Origin of the sequence: Acinetobacter pecorum, assembly GCF_014837015.1 — a bacterium.
GTDB lineage: Bacteria > Pseudomonadota > Gammaproteobacteria > Pseudomonadales > Moraxellaceae > Acinetobacter > Acinetobacter pecorum.
In genome coordinates this window covers 62,569-76,715 of record NZ_JACSPT010000003.1, presented here as the reverse complement: position 1 = coordinate 76,715, position 14,147 = coordinate 62,569, and the positions used below count along the sequence as shown (strand labels likewise).

At 43.5% G+C, this 14,147-nt stretch carries 14 protein-coding genes; 8 read left to right on the top strand and 6 right to left on the bottom strand.

The annotated features are described in order from the left end of the window. Window positions 1–262 precede the first annotated feature (262 nt). The 5 genes from H9629_RS03450 (at window position 263) to H9629_RS03430 (ending at window position 5,080) form a co-directional block, all read left to right on the top strand. The gene (locus H9629_RS03450; RefSeq protein ID WP_064102454.1) at window positions 263–1,270 is read left to right on the top strand and encodes a CobW family GTP-binding protein; all 1,008 of its coding nucleotides are present in this window, start codon (window positions 263–265) and stop codon (window positions 1,268–1,270) included. A gap of 101 nt (window positions 1,271–1,371) precedes the next feature. Further along, window positions 1,372–1,902, top strand: coding sequence for a YaeQ family protein (locus tag H9629_RS03445; RefSeq protein WP_191730546.1), 531 nt, complete (start codon window positions 1,372–1,374; stop codon window positions 1,900–1,902). 87 nt (window positions 1,903–1,989) lie between these two features. Next, on the top strand, window positions 1,990–2,613 hold the full coding sequence (locus H9629_RS03440; protein WP_064096385.1) for an MgtC/SapB family protein: 624 nt from the start codon (window positions 1,990–1,992) through the stop codon (window positions 2,611–2,613). An 85-nt stretch (window positions 2,614–2,698) separates the two neighbouring features. Next, on the top strand, window positions 2,699–3,037 hold the full coding sequence (locus H9629_RS03435) for an FKBP-type peptidyl-prolyl cis-trans isomerase (protein WP_004280661.1): 339 nt from the start codon (window positions 2,699–2,701) through the stop codon (window positions 3,035–3,037). Between the two features lie 231 nt (window positions 3,038–3,268). Then, window positions 3,269–5,080: a sensor domain-containing diguanylate cyclase gene (locus tag H9629_RS03430; RefSeq protein ID WP_064096477.1), complete on the top strand. Its 1,812-nt coding sequence runs from the start codon at window positions 3,269–3,271 to the stop codon at window positions 5,078–5,080. Here H9629_RS03430 and H9629_RS03425 read toward each other — a convergent pair. Beyond that, entirely contained in the window at window positions 5,077–5,544 is a 468-nt protein-coding gene (locus tag H9629_RS03425) for a GNAT family N-acetyltransferase (protein WP_171254963.1), read from the bottom strand. The two genes, H9629_RS03430 and H9629_RS03425, sit on opposite strands and share 4 nt — an antisense overlap. 382 nt (window positions 5,545–5,926) lie before the next feature. Here H9629_RS03425 and H9629_RS03420 point away from each other — a divergent pair, with 382 nt between their 5' ends. The 3 genes from H9629_RS03420 to H9629_RS03410 all read left to right on the top strand — a co-directional run bounded on the left by H9629_RS03420 (window position 5,927) and on the right by H9629_RS03410 (window position 7,582). After that, window positions 5,927–6,412, top strand: coding sequence for a hypothetical protein (locus H9629_RS03420; protein ID WP_064096383.1), 486 nt, complete (start codon window positions 5,927–5,929; stop codon window positions 6,410–6,412). 246 nt (window positions 6,413–6,658) lie between these two features. Then, the gene (locus tag H9629_RS03415; protein ID WP_064102453.1) at window positions 6,659–6,934 is read left to right on the top strand and encodes a hypothetical protein; all 276 of its coding nucleotides are present in this window, start codon (window positions 6,659–6,661) and stop codon (window positions 6,932–6,934) included. Between the two features lie 150 nt (window positions 6,935–7,084). Next, window positions 7,085–7,582, top strand: a complete 498-nt coding sequence (locus H9629_RS03410) for a DUF2505 family protein (RefSeq protein ID WP_064102452.1) — start codon at window positions 7,085–7,087, stop codon at window positions 7,580–7,582. 114 nt (window positions 7,583–7,696) lie between these two features. Here the strand turns inward: H9629_RS03410 and H9629_RS03405 are convergent, their stop codons facing one another. The 5 genes from H9629_RS03405 to H9629_RS03385 all read right to left on the bottom strand — a co-directional run bounded on the left by H9629_RS03405 (window position 7,697) and on the right by H9629_RS03385 (window position 14,146). Then, window positions 7,697–8,371 (bottom strand): DUF1345 domain-containing protein, encoded by a 675-nt coding sequence (locus tag H9629_RS03405; protein WP_064102451.1) that lies wholly within the window; start codon window positions 8,369–8,371, stop codon window positions 7,697–7,699. 218 nt (window positions 8,372–8,589) lie between these two features. Continuing rightward, complete coding sequence (locus H9629_RS03400; protein ID WP_064102450.1) at window positions 8,590–9,030, bottom strand: YbjQ family protein; 441 nt, start codon at window positions 9,028–9,030, stop codon at window positions 8,590–8,592. A gap of 3 nt (window positions 9,031–9,033) precedes the next feature. Next, window positions 9,034–9,390, bottom strand: coding sequence for a YbjQ family protein (locus H9629_RS03395; protein ID WP_064096378.1), 357 nt, complete (start codon window positions 9,388–9,390; stop codon window positions 9,034–9,036). A gap of 107 nt (window positions 9,391–9,497) precedes the next feature. Beyond that, window positions 9,498–10,970 (bottom strand): multidrug efflux RND transporter AdeIJK outer membrane channel subunit AdeK, encoded by a 1,473-nt coding sequence (adeK, locus tag H9629_RS03390; RefSeq protein WP_064096377.1) that lies wholly within the window; start codon window positions 10,968–10,970, stop codon window positions 9,498–9,500. After that, complete coding sequence (locus H9629_RS03385; protein WP_064096376.1) at window positions 10,970–14,146, bottom strand: efflux RND transporter permease subunit; 3,177 nt, start codon at window positions 14,144–14,146, stop codon at window positions 10,970–10,972. The genes adeK and H9629_RS03385 overlap by 1 nt, the downstream gene beginning before the upstream one ends. Window position 14,147 lies beyond the last annotated feature (1 nt).

Sequence of the window (14,147 nt, the reverse complement as noted above, 5' to 3'; positions counted from 1 at the left end):
AACCAAAGCAATACAAAACTGAGAAAGTTGTTTTATTTCTGTTAATTATGCAGAGTTTTATTCAATAAAAATGTGTATGAATATTTCAAAAATTATATTGGCAATAAAAGTTAACATAGCAAATTGAAGATTCTGGATGATTCCATGAATTTTGGAATCTGTAATTTCATCATGTGTTTATTAAGAAGACGCATTTTATAATCTGGCCGTGCTTTATAATGCAGAGCATTGCTATTTCTATTCAATCTCTTGAGAGCCGATTTTGAAAATTCTGTCAGCATCACAGGCTATTCCTGTCCATATCATTTCCGGATTTTTAGGTGCAGGTAAAACCACACTACTCAAACATTTACTACAGCAGAAACCGAAACAGGAAATCTGGGCAGTGCTGATGAATGAGTTTGGCCAGATTGGGGTAGACCAGCAGTTATTGCCGCAAGATCAGGGTTATGCAGTCAAAGAGCTATTGGGTGGCTGTCTATGTTGCAGTAGCCAATTGCCGATGCAAATCGCCTTATCGCGCTTGCTGTCAGAAGTAAAACTGGATCGCCTGTTTATCGAACCTACCGGGCTGGGGCACCCGGGACAATTATTGGAACAGCTGACCGAACCGCACTGGCATAGCCATTTGAACATGCAGGCTTTAGTCACCGTGGTGGATGGTTCGCGTTTGCATGACCGGGACTGGACCCAGCAAAACCTGTATGCAGACCAACTCAAGGCAGCGCAGATCGTGGTGATTTCACATGCTGATTTGATGACAGCCGAAGATAACGCAGCGCTCGCACAACTTCAGGCAGAATATCAACCTTATGCCCAACAGTGGCTGCTGACTGAGCAGGGACAGCTCAATATTGAACAGATCAGGCAGGATTATCAGGGTTCGGCCCGTAAGATCCAGCCCTTGTTAAAACAGCAACAGACGATCTCGTCCGCAGACACTTCCGTAGTCATTCAACAGATGCCTTATCATTATGTAGAAAGTGCCCAGGGATATCAGGTCGCAGGCTGGAAATTGCCAAAACGCTGGCAGTTTAATTTTTATGATCTGCTGGATCTGCTGTGTGAACAAAAAGACTGGCTTAGAATCAAGGGGATTTTCCATACCGATCAGGGCTGGAAAAGTTTTAATTTCAATCCGGAACAGTTCAATTATCAGTCGGCAGATGAAGGTATTGATAACCGGGTGGAAGTGATTTATCAACAGTCACGCGATTGGCTGGCATTTGAAACTGCCCTGATGCAATGCCGTATCGATCCAGAAAAATAACAGCACTATTTCTAGTACGCTGAATGAATCTTTGACCTAAATCTGTTCAGCAAAATTGTGCTAAATCTTATATGCTAAGCGCCAAATTTGAGGATTGTGTGATGGCGTTAAAAGCGACGATTTATAAAGTTGATTTGAATATTGCGGATATGGATACGCATCGTTATGAAGACTATCAACTGACGATGGCACTGCATCCTTCGGAAACCATTGAACGCTTGATGGTGCGTATTCTGGCCTATGCGCGCTATGCCGATGAAGCACTGGAATTTACCAAGGATCTGTTCGAAACGGATGAGCCGGCACTCTGGGAAAAGGATCTGACCGGGCAACTGGTCAAATGGATTGAAGTGGGCAGTCCGGACGAAGATAAAGTCAAAAAGGCCAGTGCGCGTTGCAAGCAGGTCGCAGTCGTGACCTATGGTTCTGCGGTAGATGAATGGTATAAGCGTAGCAGCAAGTTAAAAACCTTAAAAAATGTGGAAGTATGGAAATTATCCACTGCAACCACTGATGCATTACCACAATTGTGTACACGCACCATGCAGTTACAGTTAAATGTGATGGATGGGGAATGGACCTTGATTGGTGATCAGGGTCAAGTGATTGTAGAGTGGGAACAGTTACAATAAGAATTCACAAGGATGCAAGTTTCAACTTGTATCCTTGCCTCACTATTTCGTATATCTGGAGAGAAAAATAAGTTCTCTGGACGAAGCATGTATCATGAACTTTATGAGTTGCTATTAGCAGTCGTGATTGGTGCAATCATTGGGGCAGAACGGGAATATCACAGTAAATCTGCCGGACTGCGCACCATGATCATAGTCAGTCTGAGTTCCTGTCTGTTTACCATTATTTCTTTAAAAATCGGCGTGGACAACCCTGACCGTCTGGCAGCCAATGTTTTAACCGGTTTGGGTTTTCTGGGAGCCGGAGTAATTTTAAAAGATGATAACCGGGTTTCTGGTATTACCACTGCAACCACGATCTGGATGACAGCGGCACTGGGCATGGCAGTCGGTGCGGGTTATGAACTGTTAAGTATTTGGACAACGGTGATCGTGTTGATCGTACTGGTCCTATTGGTCTATGTGCAACGTGGTATCGAGCATCTGAATCATGAACGTAACTACGAAATTGTCTGTCCTTTCGAGCAGCATGAGCCGGAACATTATGAAAAACTGTTTAAACGATACAAATTAAAAGTGATTCATTCCAGCCAGCAAAAAATCGACCAGCAGATTACAAGCCGCTGGATCCTGATGGGGTCAGCTAAAAATCATCAGAAATTAACCCAGTATTTATTACAGGATAAGAAGATTCAGAAACTCAGCTTTTGACCTATTGAAGCTAAAGGCCAAGGAATTTAGCTCAATCCAGTTTATACTGAACTCTAAATTTAGTGCTAATCTCAGGTAAATGACGATGATAAACGAACTTGAAATTATTGATTTAAAAGTAGGTGAAGGGAAAGAAGCGGTAAAAGGCGCTTTAATTACCACGCATTACACTGGATGGCTGGAAGATGGAACCAAGTTTGATTCATCCATTGACCGAGGCAATTATTTTGAAACTGTCATTGGTACAGGGCGTGTGATTAAAGGCTGGGATCAGGGCATTCTGGGAATGAAAGTTGGTGGTAAACGTAAACTGATGGTACCTGCACATTTGGCTTATGGCGAACGTAAAATGGGGAAGGTCATTCCAGCCAATTCCAACCTGATTTTTGAAATTGAATTGTTTGATGTAAAAACACGTGATTAAAACAATATAATTAGCGAGACATAAATAGTTTTCTCTAATTAAAATATTTGAGCTTTTCCGGTGCAGTCAACCCAATACAGGTTGTACCGGACTAAATACAAAAAACATTTGAAATCATAAATATTCCTTGTAAATTATAAGAATAATAAACAATTATCTTGAGATATAACGTATTTGCATAAATTGATAAGGAATGTCTTTTTTATCGTATTTATCTGGACCTTTAGCTGGCTGACTTGCATAACTAGTCCAGCGATCGCTCAGAACGAACTCACATCGCCATCATTTCAGCAGCAATCTCAAAATGAGGTTACAGAAGTCCATTTTACCGAACATAGCAGTAGTTCTTTGCAGGGAAAATGGTGGTTCTACCCGAACCAGTTTATAGTTCAGCCCAGCTCCATACTCCAGTCAAAAACCGTTCAATTGCCAGCTTCTTTTAAAACCTTGGCAGGCTCAAATGCGGGTTATGGGACTTTCATTGGTCATTTTAAAATTCCAAAAGAGTTTCTCGGACGACGGATTGCGATCCGGATTCCAACCCAGTACGGCGCCTATCGAATGTATGTCAATGGACAGTTTATCGTTCGACTCGGAGAAATCAGTACCACACCTGAAAAACAGGTGACTGAAAAAGCACCGCGGATTGGCTATTTTGTTCCAGACACTGAATATATTACCTTAAGTATTCAGGCCTCGAATTATACCCATTTGCATGGCGGCCTCGAACGACCGATGCAGATCGGCATTGCGGCGACAATCAATCGCCAATTCCAGCAGCTCATGATGAGTATTGCCATGGTGTGCGGTGCAGTATTTGGGGTAGGGGTGTTTACCATTCTGTTTTCGATATTCAGAGGATCTCGAGAACGCAACAGTAAAAGTATCTTTGTTTTTGGCTGGTTTATTGTCTTTTTGGCCATGCATAACCTGTTTTCTGCACCTTATGCTTATTCAGTGTTTACCAATATCAACTGGTTGTGGGGAAGCCGATTAGAGTATCTGTTTACTTTTTTTGCGGCATTCTTTTTTCTCAGCTATATGCATCTGTTTAACCGGCGCTATTTGAATCCGGTGATTTATTATATTGCAGTTATATTGTTGGTCTTTAATATTATTATTACCCTTTTTTCATCTCCGGAAATATTTGAGCGTCTGGCTCTGTTTAGTGCGATCTATGCTTTAGTCATCCTTGCCAATTTTATGTACGGCTTTTATCAGACTCTACGCTATAAAGAACATTATTCGCGTTTGAATCTGATTGCGATTATTTTCCTCTGTCTGACGTTTTTGAATGATTATCTATTGCTGATCAATGTAATTAAAACGACGCATCTGTTCTTTATCTCAACCAGTATCTACGCGTTATTAATCATGTTCCGGCAGTCGAGGCATTATGCGCATCAAACTTATGAGACCGAACAGTTGAACCTGAATCTGATTGCTCTCAACAATTCACTCGATCAAAAAGTCAAAGAACGTACCCAGCAACTGCATGAACTGAATGCTAAATTAGAGCAGCAGATGAATACTGATGCACTGACAGGTGCCTTTAACCGGCGCGCTTTAAATCATGAAATCCAGCAGCAGTTTTTGCAGACCCGGCAGCAGCTGCAACATACGCTGGTTTTTGCCATGCTCGATGTCGACTATTTCAAAAACTATAATGACTATTATGGCCATTTAAAGGGGGATGACGTCCTGAAAAATCTGGTCAGGATTATCCAGCAAGCCTTGCCGCCGTCGGGTTATCTGGCACGTTATGGTGGCGAAGAGTTTGCGATTCTGCTCACAGATATACCGGTTCAAACTGCCTTGAAAAATCTGGAAAATGTATTAGAGCAGATTCGGGAACAACGTATGGAACATCTGAACCGGCCAGATGCAAAAAAATATATTACGGTCAGTATGGGGGCAGCATGGACTGCACAAACACATATATATGCAGATATTCATGAACTGATGAAAGCTGCAGATGTGCAACTCTATGCCGCCAAACAGGCAGGGCGTGATCAGTTAAAAATTAAGAAAGAGACTGATTAAAAAACATATTTATAAAGAAGGCATACCTCATCTTCTGACCCGGCAGAATGCAGATGAAAGCCACAGCGTTGATAATAACTTAAAGCAGTCTGGGTGGACTGTATTTCAATCTGATGAATTTTTTTCTTTAATAATGTGTGATGCATCTGGTGAAACAACTGGGTACCAAATCCCAGTCTCTGGTAGTTAGGGGCGATATAATGCATCCGGATTTCTCCAGTATCACTGACCAATAAGAACCCGACCACCTTGTCATGTACAAGGTAAACCCAGCAATCGTTATAAAGCATGTCGACAATCAGGCTGGCATGATCAAATTTTTCTAGCCAGGTTTGAATTTTGCTGGCTTCACGCTGATGATCCAGAACACAGGACTGAATACTGTCATGAATCACCTGAATAATCTGAGGTATATCTTCGATCTTCCCTTCCCGAATCATAATCTTATTCATTTTCTCAAATATTTATAGGAAGGGTTTATTTGATAAAAAAACACTAGGTAAAAAACAGAACAATATTGTAGTGATTTTGAGAATTTTTGCTGATATCCATACGCCTGAAGAACAGGTCTGTTATGGATTTGTCCTTTTTTATTATCTCAAGTGCCTAAGTTTCATGATGAAGCTAAAGATAAAAATCAAAGTAAATTAAATCTTAAAATAAAAATGAACTCGAGAAGGGGGTGAAAATGCTCCAGAAAAGAAGATAAATTATAAAAATAAGCCGTAAATTTGCACTGTCTAAAAAATAGACGTATTCTGGATCCACGTGGGCTATTCCAGTAAATGCTGCGCCTGCTGCGATAAAATAAAATAAAAAAGAATCAGTCACATGAGATGATCAATTATGCTGAAATTACTCCTCCTATTATGTGTTTTATTCATTTTGAATGCTGCTTGGATTGTGGGCAGGAAAATGTATAAGGCTCAGCGTCATCTGGCTCATAAGTGCCTAAAAAAACAGGTACAGATTTCGAGCATTACAGAGCAAGAAGTCATCGAGCAAGAGCAGCAGGTGTATCTAGTGGATGCATATGAGCTGGAACTGTTTGATGATGTGGCACAGCTATTCTTTCAACGGCAGGTGCATATTGGGAATCGAGCACAGGCCGAACAGTTACAGCAGGAAGTATTACAAAAGATGCCAATGCACTGTAGTACCCAGATCCGTCAGATGGATTTAGGGGAATGGTCAATTTTTTGGAATTTCTATGATCAATCACTAGAATATTATGTCGGCCGCTATGGAATATTTTACGTGCATGTTGACCGTTTTGGAGAAGAGCACCGGCAGGAAATCCGTACTGACCTTTTGCATCCAGACTGTGCCTAGGTAGACAACTTTTATTCGCTCTCTAATATTAAAGATCTCAAGCCGTGTACCTCAGTCGATTTAACTTGATGAAATCAGATGGAACTTTTTACCAGCTTTGTCTTTATCTGGGCGAGAATATCCCATATAACCCATTTCTTTTATGCCATGGTGCTAGAGAAAAAAACCGCAAAACTTTCTGTCTTTTTCATGCATAGCCGTGGCACAGTTATTTAAGAACAATCTGGGGAGTGAAGCAGGAAGTTCATGATTATTGATTTTCATCAAGCACAATTACAGAAATTTATGGCTCTGGCGATGAAAATCGAGGCTGAGCCTGAATTGTATTTGCAGTTTGAATCAGTTGCAGATTTTTATAAGGCTGACTGGTTGCAGGCTTTTCCCTCTGGTACTGAATATTTTGCTTCAGGTCTGGACGATGGTGCCGAAGAGTTTTATGCATTGATCTGTTATGGCGAAATGCAGCTACGGATCAGCTGTGTTCAGGAACAGTTCTCTGCAAAACTATGTTGCAAACATTGACCGGATTGCCGCTGTTTCCCGATAAAAGAATAATGACATCTACTGTAGAGTTGATATAAATTGCAGAGTCATCTCTGTGTTTGGTCTTTTATTCGCTGCTGTCAAAAGTAGTGTATGTAAATAACTTAATAAAAATAAGGAAAAAATAGCATGGCACATCAGTTCACCGTAAAAGCAATTATTAATGGCGTGTCCATTGATGAGTTTAAGCGTTTGGCCAATGATATCCGTTTACATGAGGCAGTTTGTCATCGAATTCCTGCTCAAAATCTGGAGATCCTGGTTTCGGAAAAGCAGGGGCATATGTATACCCTGAAACGTGCTTATAACCTGGATGTCAATATTCCGGATATGGCAAAAAAACTACTTAAAGATGCATTCCGTTTGCAGCGTACCGATGTCAGTAATCTGGATGAAATGACCTCGACGGTACAACTTGGGGCCAATTTGCCGATTGAGGCTACCTGTCAGCGTGCAGTCACTGGAGATAAAGATCAGATCCAGTTTCAGTTAAACTGGACGGTGAAAGTTAAAGTACCTTTGCTGGGTGGAATGTTAGAAAAGCATGCCGAAGGTGAGATTCGTAAATTTAGTGAAATTGAACTCAGCATTGTTGAAGATGAATTGCGTAAAAACCTGACTGCCTGAAATTATGAAGCAAGATAATTAACTTTAAAATCGGTCATGTAGAGACTAGAGAATACTAGTAGATAGAGGCAGTAGATGGCTATTTTCAGTGTGCTGCCTCTTTCAGGACACTTTTTAATTGCTGATAAAGTTTGCCGTGACGTTAATACTGATAGCCAGAATGGTGGTATTAAATCCATAAGCCAAAAGCAGATGTAGGGTATTTAACACCCGCATAGATTGGCAAGTAATGGAGACATCTGCCGTTTGCGCAGAAGTTCCGATGATATAGCTAAAATATAGAAAGTCCGGATAAGTCGGATTCGCGGTGTTGGGAAAATCCAGTCCGCCTTGTTGCTGTTTTTCCAGAGCCAAATAAAAATCATGTGCATAGTGAATGGCAAAAATCGTATGCATCAGGAACCAGGCTGAGATAATAGTGATAACAGACAGGATTAAATGGCCGGTTCTAATCAGGGGATTTTTGGGTAAATGGTTAATTTCAATAATAATTGCAATAAAACAAATGATCAGCGTAATGATCACCAGAAATAGAATGATCCATTTACCGGCATCCTGTTGCATGGCACGTTGCAGAATATGAGCGTGGTCAATGTGCCAAAGCTTTTTTATAGTAAAAAACAAATAAGCATAGATCGCGATATTCCAGCTGCTTAATAAGCAGCTGGACCAGCTTAAAGGAGTGAGGGTCTGTAAGACCAGATAAAATACCAAGATGGCTGGGAAAATAATAAAGAAATACAGATGGAATTGAAGTGTAGTTTTTATAGAGTCGAGAAACTGCATCATCTTATTTATATTTATTCTGCTGATTACTTAATATCCTAGCACAGAATAATAGGGAATAAAGATGATTCCAGCGGCTTGAAGTCGGACTCAATGACTGCCTATCGCTCTATTTCCTCTTTAAAGCGGTATGTCTATTCAGGTTTAGTCATTTGAGTACCAGAATCGTGTAGCAGGGCTGGATCAGCTCGGCAGAGTTTCTGGGTAGACATTCAGTTTGGTCAAGAAGGCTGTTTTAGTGCAGTACCATAAGCAAAGACTTCCACCATACCGCCTTGCATGCCGAGTTCAGTGGTGCTGAGACGGATTCCCATAATCTGGGTCGCCCCGATTTTTTCAGCCTCAAGTTTTAAACGTACAATTGCTTCGCGTCGTGCACGCTCTACCACGCTTTCATAGCTGGTCAGACGGCCACCCAGCATATTCTGGACACTGGCAATGGCATATTTAAAATAATCATGGGAAATAACCACATTGCTACTGATCATTTGTCCAGAATATTCAGACATGATAAAGCGACTACTGTTCATCTGAATATATGCCAGACGTTGTTCCTGTTCATCCAGATAGCGAAAATGTTTACGTTCGTTATAACGGCCAAATCCAAACCCGACACTAAACAGGATGGCAAAAATGATGACCTGGAAAATTAAACCGTCCATGCTTTAATCTGCCTGCGGAAAAGGATCGGGTAATTTTGGCATGACCGGATCAACCACTACGGCTGTACCATAAACAAAGAGCTCAGAAGCACCCTGGGCAATATTAGAAGTCGAGAAGCGAATGCCGACAACTGCATTGGCCCCCATACTGCGAGCTTTTTCAATCATACGGTTCATCGCTTCCTGACGGGATTCTTCCAGTAGTTCGGTATAGGCAGTAAGTTCACCACCCACAATATTTTTTAGCCCGGCCAGTAGGTCACGTCCGACATGCTTGCTGCGTACGGTACTTCCATAAACGACATCTATTTGCTGACGAATGGTATGTCCCGGTACAGATTCCAGATTGCTAAGTAACATGTGTATGTTTTCTAAATAAATCGCTAGCCTATGACAATAGGAAAACTGCCTTGAAAATGCAATAAAAAAAGCCCACCGAAGTGAGCTTTTCTTGATCTGTCTGGAATTTATTGCGCTTGCTGTTCGGCCGCGCGGCGTTGTTCAGACACAGACGGCGGGTTCGGCACGATGTCGGTTGTATTGACTTTTAAGCCGCCACCCAGGGTTTTATAGACTTCAACCTGATTGTTCAGATTGGCCTGTTCAAGCAATAATAAACCCTGTTCTGCAGCATAAGAAGCACGTTGTGCATCCAGTACGCTCAGATAGCTGTCAATCCCGGCACGGAAACGTGCAAGTGACAAACGATAGGTCGTATTAGTTGCTTCAACCAGACGGCGCTGAGCTGCAAGACGATCACCAATATTCTGGCGAACTGCCAGGGCATCACTGACTTCACGGAAAGCAGTTTGAATCGACTTTTCGTAATCTGACAAGGCAATTTGCTGATCAGTTTCAGAAATGCGGATATTGGCCTGACGGGTACCCCAATCAAAAATTGGAATATCCAGACTTGGGCCTACTGACCAGACAAAGCTACCAGACTTAAACAGATCACCCAGATCAGTTGACGCCAGACCTGCAGAGCCGGTCAGGCTGATGGTCGGGTACAGACGTGCGCGAGCTGCCGCAATATTGGCACCTGCTGCAGACAGACGATATTCTGCTGCACGGATATCCGGACGGTTAATCAGCAGATCACTTGGCAATCCCGCACCTAGTGCAGTATTGGAAGTAATACGGGTAACACGTTGTGCTGGTAATAAGCTGGTTGGCACTGGCTCGCCCACCAGAAGGTTTAACAGGTTTTGCGCCTGTGCCACCTGAGTCCGGTAGTTGGCAACATCGTTACGCGCTGTTTCTACTGAAATTTGTGCCTGACGTACAGGAAGCTCACTGTCGATCCCAACGTCAAAACGTTTCCTGTTCAGATTGTATGACTCAAGTTGGGTTTGCAGCGTCTGTTGCGCTAATGCCAGATTGGCATTGGCAAATGAATAGCTGAGCCATGCTTGTGCAACCTGACCAATCAGTGAGATCTGGGTCGCATCACGTGCACTCTGGGTCGCAAAGAATGTATCAAGCGCATTATCACGCAGACTACGGACACGGCCCCAGAAATCCAGTTCGTATGCGGTTACGCCTAGTCCTACGTTATAACTGGTGATAGGACCGCGGTTCTGGGCACTGTTATTTAAAGTGTCCTGACGCAGTACACTGCCACTGGCACCAATCGTAGGTAACTGGTTATTTTCGCTAATCTGATACTGCTGCTGGGCACGTTGAATATTGAGTGCTGCAGTACGCAGGTCGCGGTTATTATTCAGCGCTAAATCCAACACCTGCAGTAAACGCGGGTCAGCAAAAAACTCTTTATAACCCTGTTCTGCTACAGAAGTACCAGACGCATTGGTATAGCTGCTCGGGATATTTGCCTGCGCAACGGGTTCTGGACTGCGCATGCTTTGACAGGCAGTCAAAGCCAGCGCAAGGGCAGATACCGCAATGCTACGACCTGTAATAGACCATAGATTTTGCATTACGACTTATACTCCTGATTTTGTGTTTTTGGTTTGTATTTAAAGACACTTCGAATCCATACATAGAATACCGGGATAAAGAAGATACCTAATAAGGTCGAGCTGATAACACCACCGAGTACACCATAACCTACCGAGTGCTGGCTACCAGCACCAGCACCTGAAGACAGGGCAAGCGGTAATACACCAAAACCAAAGGCTAAAGTGGTCATGATAATCGGGCGTAAACGCATTTTTGCCGCATGCAAGGTAGCATCAAATAATTCTTCACCTTGTTCTTGCAGCTCTTTAGCGAATTCGACAATCAAGATGGCATTTTTCGCAGAAAGACCAATGACTGCAATAAGCGCTACCTGGAAGTAGATGTTATTGGACAGGTTTGGATTCTGGAACAGCATCATCCCACCAAAGGTCAGTAATAACGCACCCACAATACCTAATGGCACCACCAGCAGCACCGAGAACGGAATTGACCAGCTTTCATACAAGGCTGCCAGACACAGGAATACAATCAATAACGACAGGGCATACAGGAATGGAGCCTGATCACCAGATTCACGTTCTTCCAGCGACAAACCTGTCCATTCATAGTCGAAACCTGGCAAGCCCATTTCCGGTAACTTCGCTATAATTTCTTCCATGGCCTGCATGGCTGCACCCGAGCTGACACCTGGCGCCGGAGTACCCTGGATGTTCATAGACGATACGCCATTGTAACGTTCTAGTCGTGGCGAACCATAAGTCCATTCGCCTGTTGCAAATGCCGAGAAAGGAACCATTTCACCGCGATTATTACGGACATACCATTTATCCAGATCTTGCGGCATCATGCGCGCATCTGCTTCACCCTGTACATAGACTTTCTTGACACGACCGCGATCTACGAAATCGTTGATATACGAACCGCCCCACGCCATGCCCATGGTGGTGTTAATTTCAGCGATGCTCACGCCCATAGCACCCGCTTGTGCCTGATCGATAATCACATGGTACTGAGGTGTATCTTCCTGACCATTCGGACGTACACCCGCCAGACGTGGATCTTTTGCTGCCATGCCCAAAATTGCATTACGGGCTGCAAGAAGCTGTTCATGAGTCTGGCCACCTGCTGCCTGGAGCTGCAGGTTAAAGCCAGCGGATACACCCAGTTCTGGCATTGCAGGTAACTGTAGCGGCATGATGTAAGAAGCATCCTGCACAATCATGTTTAATGCCATACCCCGTTGAATGATGGCACCGACCTGAGCTTCCGGATTGGTACGTTCAGACCAGTCTTTCAGTTTAATGAAAGCCAGACCTGCGTTTTGACCTACGCCGGTAAAGGAGAAACCTGCCACACTAAATACGGACTGAACTGTATCTTTCTCGTTTTCCAGGAAATAGTTAGTCATGGTATTGACTACACTATCAGTTCTTTGCAGCGTTGCGTTCGGTGGTAGTTGTACCAGTGCAATTACTACACCCTGATCTTCATCCGGCAGGAACGAAGAAGGCAGTTTCTGGAAAATAAGAACAATAATACCCAGTACTACAGCGTAAATGATGCCCGAAAAGATCTTGCTGTGAGTCATGCGGTTAACTCCGCCCTGATACTTCACTGACATCTTTTCAAAGCTGCTGTTAAACCAGCGGAAGAAGCGTGCAAACACACCATTACTTTCTGGTTTGTTAGGATCATGCTGTTTCAGCAGGGTCGCACACAGGGCAGGGGTAAAGGTGAGCGCCACAATGAGCGATAAAACCATTGCAGTCACAAGAGTAATCGAGAACTGGCGATAAATAACCCCGGTCGTACCACCGAAGAATGCCATAGGCACGAATACTGCAGAAAGTACCGAAGTAATACCAATTAATGCACCAGAAATCTGTTTCATTGACTTTTCAGTTGCAGAAACCGGATCGAGGTGTTCCTCCGTCATTACCCGTTCCACGTTTTCGACCACGACAATCGCATCATCGACCAGAAGACCAATCGCCAGTACCATGGCAAACATGGTCAGGGTGTTAATCGAGAAGCCGAAGACATTAATAACAGCAAAGGTCCCCAATACCACGACTGGAACCGCCATGGTTGGAATGATGGTCGCACGCCAGTTCTGCAAGAACAGGAACATGACGATGAAGACCAGAATAATCGCTTCAATGAGGGTATGAACCACAGATTCAATCGATAACTGAATGAAAGGCGTGGTATCGAAAGCCAGTGTATCTACCATCCCTTCAGGATAGTTTGGACGTAACTGTTTTAAGCGCTCTTCAACTGCTTTTGCAGTATCCAGGGCATTGGCGCCTGTAGCCAGCTTAATGGCTACACCACCGGCCGGTTTACCATTAAATTTGGAATCAAACTGGTAGTTATCTGCACCCAGTTCTACACGTGCTACATCACCGAGGCGAACCTGTGCACCTGACGTGGTATTTTTCAGGAAAATATTGCTGAACTGTTCCGGGGTTTGTAACAGGCTTTGTGCTGTGACTGTCGCATTCAGTACTTGACCTTTTACTGCAGGTGCTCCACCGAGCTGACCTACGGCAACCTGTGCATTCTGGGTACGAATTGCGGTAGCAATATCACTTGGAGTGACTTGCAGACTTGCCATTTTGGCTGGATCCAGCCAGATACGCATGGCATATGAACCACCAAAGACCTGAACTTCACCGACACCTTCGACTCGACTTAAAGGTTCAGAAATGTTGGAGTTCACATAGTCTTTAATGTCATCTGCAGTCAGGGTGCCATCTGGCGAATAGAAAGCCAGTACCTGTAAGAAGCTGGCACCAGACTTGGTAACACGCACACCCTGACGCTGTACATCTTCAGGAAGTAGTGCGGTAGCAGACTGTAATTTGTTTTGAACCTGAACTTGCGCCAGGTCAGGGTCTATACCCTGTTCAAAGTTTACAGCAATAGACGAAGATCCATTACCCGCACTGGTGGACGAAATATAACGTAATCCGTCCATACCATTCATCTGCTGCTCAATGATCTGGGTTACTGTATTTTCAACAGTTTCAGCAGATGCACCTGGATAAGTTGCAGAAATGGTGATGGTTGGCGGAGCGATAGTCGGATATTGCGCAATCGGCATTTTGCTGATGGTTAAAATACCCGCCAGCATAATTACCAATGCGATCACCCATGCAAAAATCGGGCGATGAATAAAGAATTGAGCCATG

Coding starts and splice junctions, on each gene's coding strand:
- H9629_RS03445 (WP_191730546.1), top strand. CDS start 1,372: ATGGCGTTAAAAGCGACGATTTATAAAGTTGATTTGAATATTGCGGAT.
- H9629_RS03440 (WP_064096385.1), top strand. CDS start 1,990: ATGTATCATGAACTTTATGAGTTGCTATTAGCAGTCGTGATTGGTGCA.
- H9629_RS03435 (WP_004280661.1), top strand. CDS start 2,699: ATGATAAACGAACTTGAAATTATTGATTTAAAAGTAGGTGAAGGGAAA.
- H9629_RS03420 (WP_064096383.1), top strand. CDS start 5,927: ATGCTGAAATTACTCCTCCTATTATGTGTTTTATTCATTTTGAATGCT.
- H9629_RS03415 (WP_064102453.1), top strand. CDS start 6,659: ATGATTATTGATTTTCATCAAGCACAATTACAGAAATTTATGGCTCTG.
- H9629_RS03410 (WP_064102452.1), top strand. CDS start 7,085: ATGGCACATCAGTTCACCGTAAAAGCAATTATTAATGGCGTGTCCATT.
- H9629_RS03405 (WP_064102451.1), bottom strand. CDS start 8,371: ATGATGCAGTTTCTCGACTCTATAAAAACTACACTTCAATTCCATCTG.
- H9629_RS03400 (WP_064102450.1), bottom strand. CDS start 9,030: ATGGACGGTTTAATTTTCCAGGTCATCATTTTTGCCATCCTGTTTAGT.
- H9629_RS03395 (WP_064096378.1), bottom strand. CDS start 9,390: ATGTTACTTAGCAATCTGGAATCTGTACCGGGACATACCATTCGTCAG.
- adeK (WP_064096377.1), bottom strand. CDS start 10,970: ATGCAAAATCTATGGTCTATTACAGGTCGTAGCATTGCGGTATCTGCC.
- H9629_RS03385 (WP_064096376.1), bottom strand. CDS start 14,146: ATGGCTCAATTCTTTATTCATCGCCCGATTTTTGCATGGGTGATCGCA.